This window comes from Micromonospora sp. NPDC047756, assembly GCF_055587245.1.
The window spans coordinates 547,430-564,114 of record NZ_JBVJGQ010000004.1 but is presented as its reverse complement, the minus strand read 5'-3'; the positions used below and the strand labels follow the sequence as shown (position 1 = coordinate 564,114).

The following is a 16,685-nucleotide window of genomic DNA, read 5'->3' as shown; positions in this document are numbered from 1 at the left end:
GGGGAGCAGATGCGGTTCGGGATCCTGGGGCCCCTGCGGGTGGGCGGTGGAGAGTCCACTGTCACCGCGGGACGTGACCGGATCGTGCTCGCCACGCTGCTGTTGCGGGCCGGCCGCCTCGTGCCGGTCGACGAGTTGGTGGACGCCGTGTGGGAGGACGATCCTCCAGCCACCGCCCGGGCCCAGTTGCAGACCTGCGTGTCGCGGTTGCGCCGCCGGTTCACCGAACTCGAGCTGGCATCGGACATCATCGTCACCGACCCAGCGGGCTACGGCGTACGTATCGGAACGACCGACCTGGACGCCGAGGTCTTCACTCGAGGTGTGGAGTCGGCCCGGGCTGCCGTCGCGGCCGGCCGGCTGGTCGACGCCCGTTCCGAATTCCGCGCCGCTCTGGCGTTGTGGCGCGGGCCGGCGCTCGGTGGAATCCCGAGCCGGAGCGTCCGCCGTCGTGCGCAGGCACTCGACGAGCAGCGCCTCACCACGCTGGAAGAGTGCGTCGACGTCGAGCTGCGCCTCGGTCAGGCAGCCGAGCTGATCGAGGAACTGGCGGAGAGCGTCGACAGGCACCCTTTGCGGGAGCGCCTGCGCGGTCAACTGATGCTGGCGCTGTCCTCGGTCGGGCGACAGGCCGACGCGCTCGCGGTCTACCGTGAGGGCCGGCGGTTCTACGCCGACGAGCTGGGCATCGAACCGGGTGCCGGGTTGCAGGAACTGCACCAGCGGGTACTCGCCGGTGACCTGGCCCTGGCCGGTCGAGAAGCGCGACCGGTCGCTCCGGTCCGCTCACTGCCCCGGGCCATCGGTGACTTCGTCGGCCGGCAGGCAACCGTGACCCGCCTGGTCAAGGAGATCGAGGAGGACGGCACCCGGATCCAGGTGATCGACGGGATGCCGGGGAGCGGCAAGACCACGCTTGCCGTACACGTCGCCAACGCGCTCGCCGACCGCTATCCCGACGCCCAGCTCTTCGTCGACCTGCACGGGCACAGCGAACGTCGCCCGTTGACACCGGCAACCGCGGTGGCAGCCCTGCTCCGTCAACTCGGTGTGCCGACCGAGCGGGTGCCGGAAAACCTGGACGACCGGCTGGCGCTCTGGCGCATCGAGTTGGCCGGCCGGCGGGCGTTGGTGGTGCTGGACAACGCGGCCAGCGCCGACCAAGTGGCGCCCCTGCTGCCCAACGGCCCGAACTGCCTCGTGCTCGTCACCAGTCGTCGCCGGTTGGTCGGGCTCGACGAGGGCCGGCCGTCGTCGCTGCCGGTCCTCGACGCCGACGAGGCGACCGAGCTGCTCGGTCGCGTGGCCGGCATGGAGCGGATCGCCGCCGAACCGGAGGCAGCGGCCGAGGTGGCGCGCCGCTGCGGCCATCTACCGCTCGCCATCCGGCTGGCCGGCGCGCGGCTGGCGCACCGGCCTCGCTGGCAGGTCGCCGACCTTGCCGAGCGGCTGGTCGCAGGGGCGGGCCCACTGGCCGAGCTGACCGCCGGACAGCGCTCGATCGGGCAGGCGTTCGCCCTGTCGTACGCGCAGATCTCACCGCCGGCGCAGCGGCTGTTTCCCCTGCTTGGCCTCTACCCGAGCGGACGCCTGGGCAGCCGGGTGGCCGCGGCGCTCGCCGGGCTGCCACTGGCCGACACTCAGGAACTGCTCGACGAGCTGGTCGACGCCCACCTGGTGGAGGAGGTGCAGCCGGGACGGTACCGGTTGCACGACCTGCTCCGCGAGTACGCCCGGCTGCTGCTCGCCGCCCCTGAATGGCAACCGGAGCGCCGCGTCGCGGTGGAGCGGCTGCTGGACCATCACCTGTCCGTCACGCTGGCGATCGCCCGGATGATCGAGGCGGCCGGCAGCCGCCTCAGCATCCCAGCGCACACGCCCGGCCGACCTGATCTGCTGGCCGCCCCGGTGTTCGAGGGGCGGGCGTGGTTCGAGGAGAATCACGCCGGTCTGACCGCGTTGGTCCGGGTGGCCGAGGAGGAGGGCTTTCCGGTTCAGTGCTGGCAGTTGGCCCGGGCCTGCTGGCGGCTGAACTTCGACGGCGGGCACCTCGACGAGTTGATCGAGACCCATACGATCGGGCTTCGTGTCGCCGAGCAGCTGGGCGACGACGCTGCCATCGCCACAATGCTGAACTACGTCTCCTCGGCCTACTTCCGGCTGGCCCGGCTCCCGGAGGCGATCAGAGCTATGGAGGTGGCGCTCAGTCTGCGCCGCCGCATTGGGCTACGTGGCGACGTGCTCACCACGCTGTGGAACCTCGGTGTCTCGTACGGCGCCAACGGCGACCTGAAGCAGGCTGAGGCGAAGTTCGACGAGGCGCTCGCCCTGATCCGGGGTCCGGAGGACGCGGACGCCCTGAGCAATCTGTTGAACAACCTGTCCTACACCTTGATCGGCTGGGGGCGGTATGACGAGGCGTTGCGGCTGGCTCGACTGCACCTCCTGCTGGCCCGGCAGACGAGGGACCTCCGGCAGACGAACAACGCGATGGGGCATCTCGCCATGATCCGGCACCGGATGGGTGACCTGGGCCCGGCCCGCCGTCTGCTGCGGTCGGCGTTGTACCTCAAACGGCTGGGCGGCAACCGGTTCGGCGAGGGTGAGGTGCTCAATGAGATCGCTGTGATGGAACGCGTCGCCGGGCAGCCGGATCGCGCCGCCGCCCTGCACCGGCAGGCGCTGGTGGCGATGGTGGACGCCGGCGACCGGATCGGTCAGTGTGCCTCCCGGAATCTGCTGGCCCGGGCGATGCTGGAGCAGGGCGACGCCGTCAGCGCGCTCGACCTGCACCGCCGGGTGCTCGCCGACGCCAGTCGGCTCGGCAGCCGCTACGAGAAGGCCCGGGCGTTGGAGGGCATCGCCCGCTGCGTACGGGCCACCGATCCGACGGCGGCCCGCGCGCACCTGGAGCAGGCGCTGACGCTGTTCCGGCAGGTCGAGTCGCCGGACCGGCACGAGGTGGAACGGCTGCTGGCCGAGTTGGGCTGACGGATCATCTGCGAGTCGGCCACGGGCGCGGCAGGATGGTGAGCGTGACGACTCCAGAGGCGACCGGTTACCGCATCGAACGCGACTCGATGGGCGAGGTGGAGGTGCCCGCCGAGGCGCTGTGGCGGGCGCAGACCCAGCGCGCGGTGCAGAACTTCCCCATCTCCGGCCGGGGCCTCGAACCGGCCCAGATCAAGGCCCTCGCCCAGATCAAGGGCGCGGCGGCCGAGGTCAACGGCGAGCTGGGCGTGATCGACGCCAACGTGGCCGCCGCGATCACCGCCGCCGCCGCGCACGTGGCCGACGGTGGTTACGACGACCAGTTCCCGGTGGACGTGTTCCAGACCGGCTCGGGGACCTCGTCGAACATGAACACCAACGAGGTGATCGCCACCCTGGCCACCCGGGAGCTGGGCGCACCGGTGCACCCCAACGACCACGTCAACGCCTCCCAGTCGAGCAACGACGTCTTCCCGTCCTCGATCCACCTGGCGGCCACCCAGTTCATCGTCGAGGATCTGCTGCCGTCGCTGGCCCACCTCGCGTCGGCGTTGGAGGCGAAGGCCGCCGAGTTCGAGACGGTGGTCAAGGCCGGGCGTACCCACCTGATGGACGCCACCCCGGTCACCCTCGGCCAGGAGTTCGGTGGGTACGCCGCCCAGGTCCGCTACGGAATCGAACGGCTGGAGGGCGCGCTGCCCCGGCTGGCCGAGCTGCCGTTGGGCGGCACCGCCGTCGGGACCGGCATCAACACCCCGCTCGGCTTCGCCGCCGCCGTGATCGACAAGCTGCGAGAGTCGACCGGGTTGCCGCTGAGCGAGGCGCGTAACCACTTCGAGGCGCAGGGCGCGCGGGACGCGCTCGTGGAAACCTCGGGGCAGCTGCGGACCGTCGCGATCGGCCTCTACAAGATCGCCAACGACATCCGGTGGATGGGCTCCGGTCCCCGCGCCGGTCTGCGCGAGCTGCGCATCCCGGACCTCCAGCCCGGCTCGTCGATCATGCCGGGCAAGGTCAACCCGGTGGTCGCCGAGGCGATGCGGCAGGTCTGCGCCCAGGTGGTCGGCAACGACGCAACAGTCGGGTTCGCCGGCTCGCAGGGCGACTTCGAGCTGAACGTGATGCTCCCGGTGATGGGCCGCAACCTGCTGGAGTCGATCCGGCTGCTCTCCGCGGTGAGCCGGCTCTTCGCCGACCGACTGGTGGTCGGCCTGGTCGCGGACGCCGAGGTCTGCCTGGCGTACGCCGAGGGCTCACCGTCGATCGTCACCCCACTCAACCGCTACCTGGGGTACGACGAGGCCGCGTCGATCGCCAAGGAGGCGCTCGCCAAGCAGGCGTCGATCCGCGAGGTGGTCATCTCCCGCGGTCACGTCGACTCCGGCAAGCTCACCGAGGCGCAACTGGACGAGACGTTGGACCTGCTCCGGATGACCCACCCCTGACCCGTCCTGGCCTGCCCTGCTCAGGGTAGGTGTCGCGGTCTCGCCCACCCGAGGAAGCGGGTGAAGAGCGCCGCAGGGTCGGGGCCGTCGTGCGGGTTGAGTAGGTACAGGTCGTGAGCCGCCTCGTGCAGCACCGTGCACAGGTAGATGCTCAGCCCGATCCGGTCGTGCGCGTACTCCTGCCGCAGAGCAAGTCGGGCCATGGGGCAGGGCCAGGGCGCGGCGCAGACCCGGCAGAGCCAGAGTGGGCGCAGCGGCAGGTGCGGCCGGCAGGAGCGTGTGGTGAGCCCGCCCAGGGTGCTCCGGGGCATGGTGGGGTCCTCCTTTGGAGCTGAATCGTTCGTGGCATCACCCCCCGCTCGCGCCGGCCGCGTCGCGTTGACCGCGCTAGCGGTGCTGCGCTGCGTTGACCGCGCCGGCGGTGCTGCGCCGACCGCGCCGATGGTGCTGCGCTGCGCTGACCGCGCCGATGGTGCTGCGCTGCGCCGACCGCGCCGATGGTGCTGCGCTGCGGCGACCGCGCTGGCGGGGCTGCGCTGCGGCGACCGCGCCGATGGTGCTGAGCTGCGCTGACCGCTCTGCGCTGCGTTGCTCGTGTCAAGATCGCGCTCGATCCTGGATGTAGTGGCCTTCTCGCGCCAGGAGACCACTGTTTCCAGGATCGAGCGCGATCTTGGTGGATCGGTCGGCTTCGGTGGGGTTGGGACCGCCCGGCACGGGGGAGCGGGCGGTCCCGTGCGGCGCCGGCAGATCCCGGGGGACGGGGAGCGGTGCCGCACTTCACAGTCTGGTGATCAGGCGACTACGGTCGGAAGGGTTTGGCCGCGTCGTCATAGTCGCCCTGTTTTGGGTGGCACCGCCGCTGGCGGCCGGCTGGAAAAGGTCGTCGGCGGGGTGGAGGGCGGGCACGGCATGGCCGATGGACAGCTGACGGCGGCGGCGTTCCTGATCGCGGAGCTGCGGCGGGCGCGGGTCCGGCGCGGCTGGAGCCAGGAGGAGTTGGCCAAGGCGGTCAACTACTCGGCGTCGATGGTCAGCGCTGTCGAGCTGGGCCAGCAGGTGCCCACCGCCAAGTACCTGGAACTCGTCGACCGAGCCCTCGACACCGGCGGCCTCTTCGGCCGGATGTCCACCGAACTGGTCAGCCTGGACCGAGCACAACCCTGGCTGCGCGGCTGGCAGGCAATCTTCGAGCAGGCTCGCACACTCCGGTGGTACGAACCCCGCTATGTGCCCGGACTGTTCCAGACCGAGGACTACGCGCGTGCTGTCTTCGAGGCAGGTGGCCTGCTCGCTCCGGAGGAGGTCGACAGGCGACTGACCGCCCGGATGGAGCGTCAGGACGTGCTGTACAGCGAGCGCGCGCCGCAGATAGTGGCGGTGCTGGACGAGGCCGTCCTGCGACGACGGGTGGGTGGGCGGAAAGTGATGCGCGACCAGATGCTGCATCTTTCGGGCATCGCCACCGGGCACCCCCGGGTTCGGTTGCACGTGGTGCCGCGATCCGCCGAGGAGTATCCGGGGCTCGGTGGGCAGTTCGCGCTCGCCGCATTGCCGGACGGGACAGAGGTGGCCTACCTGGACTGCCAGGTCCGCGGCCAGGAGCTGGACCAGCCGAAGGATCTGTTGCGGTTGCAGCGGGTCTGGGAGGCTACCTTGGGTGAAGCCCTGCCTCCGCAGGCGTCGATCGAGTTGATGAACGAGGTGGCCGAGTCGTGGAGTTGACCGGGGCTCGATGGCGCAAGAGCAGCCGCAGCAACCAGGACGCCAACTGTGTCGAGGTGGCTACGAATCTTGGGGAGGTGGTCGGGGTGCGAGACAGCAAGGACTCGGACGGGCCCGTGCTCGTTGTCGACGCGTACTCCTGGCGGCTCTTGGTGGGCGCGCTGCGGCGCTGACGCGACCGCCTGGCCCGCGACGACGGTCGGGTTCTCCGCGCAACTGGCCCTGGGAAAAGGGCTCGACGGGGGTCCCGGGCGGGACGGATGATCCGGGCTGTGGGTGACGATGGCGTGGGTGTGCCGGCGGGGACCGAGCGGCTGCGGTTGCGGCGGCTGAGCATCGCCGACGTGGACGCGCTGGTCGAGTTGGACAGCGATCCCGAGGTGATGCGTTTCCTCACCGGTGGCGTCGCGACCTCGCCAGCCACCGTGCGGGACGAGCAGGTGCCGAGAATGCTGGCCCAGTACGACAGACATCCCGGGCTGGGCCGGTGGGCAGCGCACGATCGGGCGTCCGGCGAGTTCCTGGGTTGGTTCGCGTTGGATCCGTCGGCGGACGGCGCCGAGGCCGAGTTGGGCTATCGGCTGCGCCGCCCGACGTGGGGGCGGGGGCTGGCCACCGAGGGGGCGCGGGCGCTGGTCCGGTACGCCTTCGACACCGTCGGGGTGCGCCGGGTCTGGGCCGAGACGATGACGGTGAACGAGCGTTCCCGGCGGGTGATGGTGAAGGCCGGGTTGCACTACGTGCGGACCTTCCACCTCCAGTGGGATCACCCGATCCCGGGCACCGAGCAGGGCGAGGTGGAGTACGAGGTGCGGGCCGAGGAGTGGGCGACCATCGGTCAGGAGCGGCCGGCGGCCCGGCGGGCGCGGTAGGCGGTCACCGCGGCGCGGTTGCCGCAGCCGGCCTCGCAGAACCGCCGGGAGCGGTTGCGGGACAGGTCGACGACGACGTTGTCGCAGTCCGGGTATTCGCAGATCCGCAATCGGCTCAGCTCGCCGGTACGGACCAGGTCGGCCATCGCCATGGCGGCCTCGACCGCGATCCGGGTGGCCAGCGGCGCGTCGCGGGGAACGGCGTGCAGGTGGTACGGCTCGTCGTCGTGTTCGATGAGCTGGGGCAGCGCCTTGTGTTCCAGCAGCAGGCCGTTGACCACAGCGACGATCTCGGGTGGTTCGGCGTGCCAGATGCGGCGTAGTTGGGGCCGCAACTCCCGTACGGCGCGCAGCTCGGCCTCGGTGTGCTCGTGCCGGCCACTGTAGGAGTGGCGGACGAAGAACGCGTCCAGCGCCGCGATGTCGGGCAGCAACTCACCGTCGCGACCTGCGGTGTTGACCAGCGCCGCCGCGGCGATCAGCGAACATTCGGTGTCATGAGCGAATAGCAACTTGACTCCTGTCACGGCTTGCGCCTAGCGTCATCAGCACAAGGATAGTTTGCTCATGACACGGTGCCCATTGCGAGGAGCGCGACATGCACTCTCGACCCGCTGCCGGCGTCGGACTGGCCCTGCTCTCCGCAGTCACCTTCGCCACCTCCGGCACCTTCGCGCGATCACTCATCGATGCCGGCTGGTCAGCCGAGTCCGCTGTGATCGCCCGCGTCGGCGTGGCCGCCCTGGTGCTGGCAATTCCCGCCCTGCTGGCGCTGCGGAGCAAATGGGACGTGCTGCGGAGCAACGCCGGCGCCATCGGGCTGTTCGGGCTTCTCGGGGTGGCGCTGGCCCAGGTGTGCTTCTTCAACGCCGTGCGCTACCTGCCGGTCGGTGTCGCGCTGCTGCTGGAATACCTGGGCATCATCCTCGTCGTGGTCTGGATGTGGCTGCGGCACGGGCAGCCGCCCCGCCGGCTCACCATCGCCGGGTCGGTGGCCGCGCTGGCCGGGCTGGCGTTCGTGCTCGACCTCGCCGGCACCTCCGACTTCCACCCGGTGGGCGTGCTCTGGGGGCTGGGCGCGGCATTCGGCCTGGCCGGATACTTCGTGCTCGCCGGCCGGGTCGACCCCCGGCTGCCCTCGGTCGCGATGGCCAGCGGTGGCATGGCCGTCGGTGCCGCCGTGCTGTTGCTCGTCGGACTGACCGGCCTGCTGCCGCTGCACGCCACCTTCGGTGAGGTCACCTTCGCCGGTCAGCCCACCAGTTGGCTGGTGCCCATCGCCGGGCTGTCGCTGGTGGCCGCCGTCATCGCGTACCTCGCCGGCATCGCCGGCACCCGGATTCTCGGGCCCCGCCTGTCGTCGTTCGTCGGGCTGACCGAGGTGCTCTTCGCGGTGCTGATCGCCTGGCTGTTCCTGAACGAGCTGCCCACCGGCTGGCAGCTCTTCGGCGGTGCGCTGATCGTCGCCGGCGTCGCCCTGGTACGCCTCGACGAACTGCGGGGGTCACCCTCGACGCCCACGCCGGTCACACCCGAGCCCGAGCTGGCGCTTGACGGTCGGTGAGGGTTCGCGGTCGATGTGCGCCCGATGGCCGGTGCTTTGCCGCTGGGCGGCGCGTGCCGCGGGTGGAGTGCTCCCGGCTCTCGGCGCTTGCGACGGTCGGGTGGTCTCGGCGCGTGGTGGTTCCGCTGCCGGTGGCTTCCTCTGACGCTGGCCCTTGTCGGCGGTGAGAGAGTGGGTGCCGTGCTGACCACTGTGGTGTTCGACGCTGACGAGACGCTTCTGGACCTGCGTCCGGCGGTCACGGGCGGGCTGGTGGCGGTCCTCGACGAGATGCGGCGACGGACATCGGCGGCGGCCGGGGTGACGCTCGCCGAACTGGAGTCGGACTGGGGTGCGGTCTTCGGCGAGCTGAAGGCCGCCCCGGTGGCGGAGATCCGGCGCGCCGCACTGGCTCGGTCGCTGGCCCGCGCCGCGCTGGTCCACCACCTGGACGAGATCACTGACCTCTTCTTCGCCCAGCGCTTCGCCCTCACCCGACCGTTTCCGGACGTACCACCGGCGCTGACCACGCTGCGCGGCCGGTACGCGCTGGGCTTCGCCACCAATGGCAACAGCCGGGCCGAACGATGTGGACTCAGCGGCGAGTTCGCCTTCGAGCTGTACGCGCACGAGAACGGCCTGCCCAAGAAACCGGCCCCGGAGTTCTACGCCGCTGTGGTCGCGGCGGCCGGGGTGCCAGCCGGCCAGATCGTGTACGTCGGCGACTCGTGGGAGCACGACGTGGTGGCGCCTCGGCGGGCCGGCCTGCGATCGGTGTGGCTGAACCGGCTCGGCCTGCCTCGCCCGCGCGGCTGCTCACCCGACGCCGAAGTTTTCGGCATGGCCGAGCTGCCGGCCGCGCTCGCGAAGATGGGTGTCGACGCGGTAGGCGTGTAGCTCGCCGCCGCCCGCGTGTGTGCCCGTGCGGCCTGTGTCTGTGCGGCCTGCGTCCGTGCGGCCTGTGCCCGTGCGGCGTGTGTCTGGCCTCTCCGGCGGCCGGGTGTGGCCCGAACTGGCGGGATTCACGGCCATAACGGGCGTTCAGCTGGCGCGATGCGAATCGGTGTTGTGTGATGGCTGGCACGTCCCTCAACGAGAGGATCCGATGTGGTGAGCAAGCGCTTCACCGCCCGTACGGTCGCGACTGCGGCTGTGCTGGCACTTACGGCTACGGGGTTGGGTGTGCCGGCCAACGCCGCGCCGAGCGACTCCCGGACCTTCACCGTCGTCGCCGAGGATGGCGTCGCCACCGACACGGCCGTCGCCGCGATCCGGGCGGCTGGCGGCACTGTGGTGTCCCGGTCCGACGAGGTCGGCATGTTCCAGGTCAGCAGCGACCGGGCCGACTTCGCGGCCAGGGCGACCGCCGCGCCGACGCTGATCGGTGCTGCCGAGCAGAAGGCCATCGGCCGCAAGCCGAAGCTGGACCGGGTCGAGCAGGAGCACCTGTTGGCCGCTGCCGGTGCTCGTGCCGGTGCTGCCGGTGCCGCCAAGAAGGGCGCCAAGCTCGATCCGCTCGATGACAAGCTCTGGGGCCTGGAGATGATCCGGGCCGACAAGGCCCGCAAGATCGAGCCGGGCGACCGGCGGGTGACCGTCGGCGTACTCGACACCGGCGTCGACGCCAGCAACCCGGACATCGCGCCGAACTTCAACTGGTCGCTGTCGCGCAACTTCGCGCCCGACCTCATCGATGTGGACGGCCCCTGCGAGGTGCCGAGCTGCCTCGACCCGGTCGGCACCGACGACGGCGGGCACGGCACCCACGTGGCCGGCACCATCGGCGCCGCGGCCAACGGCTTCGGACTCTCCGGCGTCGCCCCGAACGTCTCGCTGGTCGAGCTCAAGGGTGGCCAGGACTCCGGCTACTTCTTCCTCGACCCGGTCGTCAACGCTCTGGTCTACGCCGGCCGCTCCGGGATCGACGTGGTCAACATGTCGTTCTATGTCGACCCGTGGCTCTACAACTGCACCGCCAACCCGGCCGACTCCCCCGAGGACCAGGCCGAGCAGCGGGCGATCATCAAGGCGATGAAGCGGGCGCTGGTCTTCGCGCACAACAAGGGCGTGACCCTCGTCGGTGCGCTCGGCAACAACAACGAGGACCTGGGTGCGCCGCGCACCGATGTCACGAGCCCCGACTACGGCGCCGACCCGTACCCCCGACCGATCGACAACGAGAGCTGCTGGGACCTTCCCACCGAGGGTCCGCACGTGATCGGCGTGTCGTCGGTCGGCCCGTCCGGGAAGAAGTCGGACTTTTCCAACTACGGCACCGAGCAGATCTCGGTGGCCGCGCCGGGAGGTTGGTTCCGGGACGGCTTCGGCACCGACACCTTCCGTACCGACGCCAACATGATTCTCTCCTCGTACCCGAAGCACGTGCTCCAGGAGGAAGAGTCGGTCGACGCCGACGGCAACGTCGTTCCCGGCTTCGAGAATTCGGTCTTCAAGCAGTGCAAGGCCAACGGTGAGTGCGGCTACTACACGTACCTCCAGGGCACCTCGATGGCGTCCCCGCACGCCGCCGGTGTCGCCGCGCTGATCGTCAGCCGGTACGGCAAGGCGCAGGGTCGGAATGGCTTCGGAATGTCGCCGGACCAGGTTGAGCAGCACCTCTACCGCACGGCCGCCGAGCACGCGTGCCCGGAGCCGCGCCTCCAGCAGTACCGCAACGAGGGCCGGGACGAGACCTACGACGCGTACTGCGCCGGTGGGATCAACTTCAACGGCTTCTACGGCTACGGGATCGTTGACGCCTACGCGGCGGTGAAGACTCCGCTCAAGCCGAACGCCCGCCCGTAACGCACATCGCACTGCGGTGGCCCAACCGCCACCGTCTGCCGGGGCCCGTCGACCTGTCGTCGACCGGGCCCCGGGTCTTCAAGGCCCGTCGTCAGCGACCTTCGCCCGGCGCCGATCATGATCGACTCGGTTCCCTGCAAGGTGCGGTGTTGGTGCCTTGAGGATGGCGCGGTTTCCAGGAACCCGAGGTGATCCCGGTCATCTGGGCGATCCCTGTCGCCAGCCTCGGCTGACCAGTGCGTCGCGTACCTCTCGAAGCACCGTCGGAAACTCGCCGTGCAGCCGTTGGCTGGTCACGTGCAGAACCAGCCAACCTGCGCCGACCAGTTGATTCAGCCGACGGCGGTCGCGGTGCAGTTGCTGCGCGCTGGAGTGCCACTTTCCGTCGTACTCCACCGCCACCCGATATTGCGGCCAGGCCAGATCGGGATGCAGAACGAGCCCGGCAGGCAGGCGCACCGGATGTTGAACTACCGGTCGCGGCAACCCGCCCAACACCAATTGGACGCGCAGCTGGGATTCCGGCGGAGACTCGGCTGCACCGTCGGCCAGATCGAACACCCAGCGCGCTCGTCGGCCACCGGGGCGGTCAGCGTTGCGGGCAGCCATGGCGCTGAGTGTGTCGCGGTCGGCGAGCCCCTGACCGAGCAGTGAGTCGACGATGGCCACTGCCCGGATCGGGTCGAGCCAGACAGCCGTCTCCCAGGCCGCCCGTCCGGGATCGGACCGGGGGATCGGGAGGTTCTGCCCCCTGGGCAAGGGCTGGCTGGCCCACCCATCGCCCCGGCCGGCCACCACCAAGCCCTCTGCTCCGGCGGACACGGCGGCCGGGCGAGGCAGCTGCCGTGCTGGGCGTGGTGACCTGCCGCCGACAGGTGGGCGGCCCACTCCCGTAGGTCGCGCTGCATCACGTGGACTTCCCGCGCTCGGCGGTCGTCCTGCGACCGGCATTCGTTCTGCGACCGGCACTCGTTCTGCGTCGGGCCGGTTCCCTGGGGTCGACGGGCAGCTCGCTTCTGGCGGTCCTCCTGCGTCTGGTGGTCGTCCTGTGCCCGCCGGTCGTCGCGTGGTCGACGCCGTCGGCTCACCGGTCTCGTTCGCCGTCAGTGGGGTGATGCCGTTGACGTGCACGCGGAGGCCGCGCTGTGAGCCGACCCGCAACGACCGGGGCACGAGGACGTGAACGTCGTCGGTGAAGCTCGCGGCGTGTTCGACGCCATGCAGGTAGGCGGCCGACGGGCCGCCGACCACCACGCCGGGCGGAAGCCGGAGAAGGGCGGCGTGACACGCGAGGGCGTGATCCCGATCCAATCGCGCATCGGCGTAGATGTCGTGGCGCAACCGCACCCAGGCGGAGTTGCGCAGCTGATGTTCGGTGAGCAGGCCGTCCCGGACAGCGTCGGAACCGCGGAAGACCTGCCAGGCCAGGGCATCGGGGCGATGCGGACGTGGGGGCATGCCGAGCAGCCTGCCGGCCACCGACGGGCCGCCGGTACCCCTGTGGACAACCGGGCCCGCGGTTGCTGCAGGCCCTGTGGACAACGACGAATCCGCCTGCCGATCGTGCTATGGCACCGGCCTGGGCGGCCGACCAATGAGGCATTCGGGCCGCCCACGGGCGTTGATCCACTCGCGTTCCTGAAAGTCGGGCGGTCACTGGCTCGGGGACACCGCGACTTCCGTGTGCCCGAGTTGATCAAGACGAGACGGGGTGGGCGACGGTGCGGCGGGCGCCCGGCGGAGCGGTGAGGGCGCGCGGCGGAGCGGTGAGGGCGCGCGGCGGTGAGGGCGTGCGGCGGGGCGCGGGGCTGCGGCGGTGAGGGCGTGCGGCGGTCAGGGTCAGCTGAGGGCGATGGCGATCGCGCGGGCGGCGGCGAGCACCTCGGGGCCGATCGAGTCGACGTCCAGCGGGGCGAGGGCGACCACGCCGACGCTGGCCTCCAGGCCGGGTACGCCGAGCACCGGCGCGGCCACGCCGTACGCGCCGGCCTGTAACTCTCCGCTGCTACTCAACGGCTCGGCCACCCCGGCGCGACCGGCGAGGATCGCCCGGCCGGCCGCCCCCCGCTCCAGTGGATGTCGTGCCCCGGCCCGGTACGCGACGTGGAACGACGTCCAGCTCGGCTCGACCACGGCCAGGGCGACGCCCTCGCCACCCTCGACGACGGTCAGGTGTGCGGTGGCGCCGGCCTGTTCGGCGAGGCGGCGTAGCGCGGGCAGGGCACCCTCGGCGAGCAGCGGCTGGGCCCGTCGGGCCAGATGCAGCAACCCGGCACCGAGGCGCAGCCGACCGTCCCCGTCGCGACGCAGCATGCCGTGCCCGGTCAGCGCAGTGACCAGTCGGTAGACGGCGGCCCGGCCGATGCCGAGCCGATTCGCGGCCTCGGTGACGGTCAGACCGCCGGAGACGTCGGCGACCAGGTGCAGCAGCCGCAACCCCCGGTCCAGCGTCTGCGACGTCTCCCCGCCCCGCCCCGCAACCGCGTCGGCCGGCCCCACGCCAGCCTCGGCCCGCCCGTGGGCCGCGTTGGACCGCCCTCCAGCTGTGCCGGTCGATGCGACGGTCGCGTCGGTCTGCCCGGAAGCCCGTTCGCGGGCCGGGTCGGCGGGGGCGGTGGGGTTGGCTGGCGGGTCGCCGGAGCCACCGGAGCGTGCGGTCGCATCCACGCCTGGCAGCGTACGACCCGGCACCGGCGGACCCGGACAGGCACGGACAGCTACCCTTGTACGGTGACGCTACGCCTGTATGACACCGCCACCCGATCGGTGCGGGACTTCGTCCCGCGGGAAGCCGGCAAGGTGGGGGTCTACCTGTGTGGTCTCACCCTCCAGGCTCCGCCGCACATCGGTCACCTTCGCTCCGGCGTCAACTATGACGTCCTGCGCCGATGGCTGTCGGCCGCCGGCTACGAGGTCACCTTCATTCGCAATCTGACCGACATCGACGACAAGATCCTGGTCAAGGCCGGCGAGCAGGGTCGTCCGTTCTGGTCGATCGCGTACGCCAACGAGCTGCTGCTGGCCGAGTCGTACCGGTCGTTGAACGTGCTGGCGCCCACCTACGAGCCGCGCGCCACCGGGCACATCCCCGAGATGCACGAGCTGATCACGAAGTTGATCGCCGACGGGCACGCGTACCCGGCGAGTGACGGCTCCGGGGACGTCTACTTCGACGTGGCGTCCTGGCCGGCGTACGGGTCGCTGTCGGGTCAGTCTCCGGACGCCATGCAGTCCGCCGGGGACGCCCCGGATCGGGGCAAGCGGGATCCCCGCGACTTCGCGCTGTGGAAGGGCGCCAAACCGGACGAGCCGGCGGACGCCTACTGGCCTTCGCCGTGGGGTCTGGGTCGTCCGGGCTGGCACATCGAGTGCTCGGCGATGTGCTGGCGCTATCTCGGCCCGGAGTTCGACATCCACGGCGGTGGCCTGGATCTGACGTTCCCGCACCACGAGAACGAGATCGCCCAGTCCCAGGCGGCCGGGTTGCCGTTCGCCCGCTACTGGGTTCATCACGGGCTGCTGAGCATCGGCGGGGCCAAGATGGGCAAGTCCGCCGGTAACGCGCTGGGCCTGGCGTACGTGGACTCGCTCGGGGTGCGGCCGGTGGAGCTGCGCTACTACTACGCCGCCGCACACTACCGCTCGGTGATCGACTACTCGGAGGATTCGCTGCGCGACGCGGCCACCGCGTACCGGCGGATCGAGGGTTTCGTGCTGCGGGCCGCCGAGCGGGTCGGTGCCGGGCAGATCGGTGAGCTGCCCGCCGGCTTCGTCGCGGCGATGGACGACGACCTCAACACGTCCGCCGCGCTGGCCGTGCTGCAACAGCACATTCGGGACGGCAACACCGCGCTGGGCGTCGGCGACGATGTGACCGTCCGCACCACGCTGGCCGTGGTGCGGGCAATGCTGGATATCCTCGGGATCGACCCCCTCGACCCGGCCTGGACCGGTGGCGGCCGATCGGACGATCTTCGCGCCGTGGTGGACTCCCTGATCGCGCTGGCCCTGGAGCAGCGCGCGCAGGCGCGGGGCCGCAAGGACTGGGCTGCCGCGGACGCCGTGCGTGACCAGCTCAAGCTGGCCGGCGTGGCGGTCGAGGACACCCCCCAGGGCCCCCGTTGGACTATTGGAGAGCAGGACTGATGGCCGGCAACTCGCAGCGCCGTGGCCGGCGACTGACGTCGAAGGCAGGCGCCCCCAAGGGCACCGGCGGCAAGAACAAGGACTCGTTGGCCGGGCGGGGTCGCACGTTGCCCGCGGACGAGCGGCCGTGGCACAAGGGCTACTCGGGCACCGAGAAGCTGCCCCAGCGCACCGCCTGGAAGCAGGACAAGGAGCGCCGCGTGGCGGCCGAGGAGGGGCGCGCCCCCAAGATCGGTCAGCCGGGCACCAAGGACACCACCTGGGGCAAGGGCGGCGGTCGGGGCGTGCCGGTCGGTCGTGGCGCTGCCACCGGCGGACGGGGCGGCAAGCCCACCGGCAGGTCCGGCCCTCGGGTTTCGCCGGGGCGTAAGTCCAACCCGTCCAAGGACGCCCCGGAGCTGTTGGTCGGGCGTAACCCGGTGCTGGAGGCGCTGCGCGCCCAGGTGCCGGCGACGGCGCTCTACACGGCCCAGGGCATCGACGTGGACGAGCGGACCAAGGAGATCATCCGGACCGCCGCCGACCGGGGCATCGCCAACCTGGAGATCAGCCGCGCCGAGTTGGACCGGATGACCGGTGGGGTGCTGCACCAGGGCGTCGGCCTGCAGGTGCCGCCCTTCGCGTACCAGCCGTTCGAGGACATGGTCGCCGCTGCCCTGGAGCAGCAGGCCCCGCTGCTGGTCGCGCTGGACGGCGTCACCGACCCGCGCAACCTGGGCGCCGTGATCCGTTCGGCTGCCGCGTTCGGCGCGCAGGGTGTCTTCGTACCCGAGCGTCGTGCCGCCGGGATCACCGCGACCGCCTGGCGGACCAGCGCCGGCGCGGCCGCGCGGGTGCCGGTCGCGCAGGTGACCAACCTGACCCGGTCGCTGAAGGCGTGCCGGGACGCCGGCTTCATGGTCGTCGGCCTGGACGCCGACGGCGACACCGACCTCTACAACCTGGAGGCCGCGGTCGGTCCGCTGGTGGTGGTGGTCGGCTCCGAGGGGCGCGGTCTGTCCCGCCTGGTCGGGGAGACCTGCGACCTGACCGTCAGCATCCCGATGATCTCCGAGGTCGAGTCGCTCAACGCCAGCGTGGCCGCGGCGGTCGCCCTGGCCGAGGTCGCCCGCCGACGCTCCGTCGAGCTGTAGCGCACATCGAACGAAGGCCTCCTCC

The 16,685-nt window shown here is 71.1% G+C and carries 15 protein-coding genes; 11 read left to right on the top strand and 4 right to left on the bottom strand.

Annotated features, from left to right (window positions below):
• The first annotated feature begins 9 nt into the window (after window positions 1-9).
• The gene (locus tag ACZ6NZ_RS15815) at window positions 10-2,991 is read left to right on the top strand and encodes an AfsR/SARP family transcriptional regulator (protein WP_465858738.1); all 2,982 of its coding nucleotides are present in this window, start codon (window positions 10-12) and stop codon (window positions 2,989-2,991) included.
• Between the two features lie 35 nt (window positions 2,992-3,026).
• Window positions 3,027-4,436 carry a class II fumarate hydratase gene (locus ACZ6NZ_RS15810; protein WP_465858737.1) on the top strand — a complete coding sequence of 470 codons (1,410 nt, stop codon included), beginning with the start codon at window positions 3,027-3,029 and terminating at the stop codon, window positions 4,434-4,436.
• Window positions 4,437-4,456: 20 nt separating this feature from the next.
• On the opposite strand, the gene ACZ6NZ_RS15805 is transcribed toward ACZ6NZ_RS15810, so the two are convergent.
• Complete coding sequence (locus ACZ6NZ_RS15805; RefSeq protein ID WP_465858736.1) at window positions 4,457-4,747, bottom strand: hypothetical protein; 291 nt, start codon at window positions 4,745-4,747, stop codon at window positions 4,457-4,459.
• A 31-nt stretch (window positions 4,748-4,778) separates the two neighbouring features.
• Between ACZ6NZ_RS15805 and ACZ6NZ_RS15800 the strand changes: the two genes are divergently transcribed.
• From ACZ6NZ_RS15800 to ACZ6NZ_RS15785, 4 genes are all read left to right on the top strand, one after another.
• Entirely contained in the window at window positions 4,779-5,009 is a 231-nt protein-coding gene (locus tag ACZ6NZ_RS15800) for a hypothetical protein (RefSeq protein ID WP_465858735.1), read from the top strand.
• A gap of 339 nt (window positions 5,010-5,348) precedes the next feature.
• Window positions 5,349-6,161: a helix-turn-helix domain-containing protein gene (locus ACZ6NZ_RS15795; protein ID WP_465858881.1), complete on the top strand. Its 813-nt coding sequence runs from the start codon at window positions 5,349-5,351 to the stop codon at window positions 6,159-6,161.
• On the top strand, window positions 6,152-6,334 hold the full coding sequence (locus ACZ6NZ_RS15790; protein WP_465858734.1) for a DUF397 domain-containing protein: 183 nt from the start codon (window positions 6,152-6,154) through the stop codon (window positions 6,332-6,334). The genes ACZ6NZ_RS15795 and ACZ6NZ_RS15790 overlap by 10 nt, the downstream gene beginning before the upstream one ends.
• Window positions 6,335-6,433: 99 nt before the next feature.
• Window positions 6,434-7,033, top strand: coding sequence for a GNAT family N-acetyltransferase (locus ACZ6NZ_RS15785; protein ID WP_465858733.1), 600 nt, complete (start codon window positions 6,434-6,436; stop codon window positions 7,031-7,033).
• Here the strand turns inward: ACZ6NZ_RS15785 and ACZ6NZ_RS15780 are convergent.
• Window positions 7,000-7,545 carry a CGNR zinc finger domain-containing protein gene (locus ACZ6NZ_RS15780; RefSeq protein ID WP_112732758.1) on the bottom strand — a complete coding sequence of 182 codons (546 nt, stop codon included), beginning with the start codon at window positions 7,543-7,545 and terminating at the stop codon, window positions 7,000-7,002. The two genes, ACZ6NZ_RS15785 and ACZ6NZ_RS15780, sit on opposite strands and share 34 nt — an antisense overlap.
• 86 nt (window positions 7,546-7,631) lie before the next feature.
• Here ACZ6NZ_RS15780 and ACZ6NZ_RS15775 point away from each other — a divergent pair, with 86 nt between their 5' ends.
• The 3 genes from ACZ6NZ_RS15775 (at window position 7,632) to ACZ6NZ_RS15765 (ending at window position 11,381) form a co-directional block, all read left to right on the top strand.
• Window positions 7,632-8,597 (top strand): EamA family transporter, encoded by a 966-nt coding sequence (locus tag ACZ6NZ_RS15775; RefSeq protein ID WP_366610893.1) that lies wholly within the window; start codon window positions 7,632-7,634, stop codon window positions 8,595-8,597.
• A 180-nt stretch (window positions 8,598-8,777) separates the two neighbouring features.
• A complete protein-coding gene (locus tag ACZ6NZ_RS15770; protein WP_465858732.1) occupies window positions 8,778-9,473 on the top strand; it encodes an HAD family hydrolase in 696 nt (231 codons plus the stop codon).
• A 213-nt stretch (window positions 9,474-9,686) separates the two neighbouring features.
• On the top strand, window positions 9,687-11,381 hold the full coding sequence (locus tag ACZ6NZ_RS15765) for a S8 family serine peptidase (protein ID WP_465858731.1): 1,695 nt from the start codon (window positions 9,687-9,689) through the stop codon (window positions 11,379-11,381).
• Between the two features lie 198 nt (window positions 11,382-11,579).
• On the opposite strand, the gene ACZ6NZ_RS15760 is transcribed toward ACZ6NZ_RS15765, so the two are convergent.
• Window positions 11,580-12,050, bottom strand: a complete 471-nt coding sequence (locus tag ACZ6NZ_RS15760; RefSeq protein WP_465858730.1) for an endonuclease domain-containing protein — start codon at window positions 12,048-12,050, stop codon at window positions 11,580-11,582.
• A 1,170-nt stretch (window positions 12,051-13,220) separates the two neighbouring features.
• On the bottom strand, window positions 13,221-13,880 hold the full coding sequence (locus tag ACZ6NZ_RS15755) for an IclR family transcriptional regulator (RefSeq protein ID WP_366610988.1): 660 nt from the start codon (window positions 13,878-13,880) through the stop codon (window positions 13,221-13,223).
• Window positions 13,881-14,111: 231 nt separating this feature from the next.
• Here ACZ6NZ_RS15755 and cysS point away from each other — a divergent pair, with 231 nt between their 5' ends.
• The gene (gene cysS / locus ACZ6NZ_RS15750) at window positions 14,112-15,527 is read left to right on the top strand and encodes a cysteine--tRNA ligase (RefSeq protein WP_366610886.1); all 1,416 of its coding nucleotides are present in this window, start codon (window positions 14,112-14,114) and stop codon (window positions 15,525-15,527) included.
• Window positions 15,527-16,660, top strand: coding sequence for a 23S rRNA (guanosine(2251)-2'-O)-methyltransferase RlmB (gene rlmB, locus ACZ6NZ_RS15745; RefSeq protein ID WP_465858729.1), 1,134 nt, complete (start codon window positions 15,527-15,529; stop codon window positions 16,658-16,660). The genes cysS and rlmB overlap by 1 nt, the downstream gene beginning before the upstream one ends.
• The last annotated feature ends 25 nt before the right edge of the window (window positions 16,661-16,685 follow it).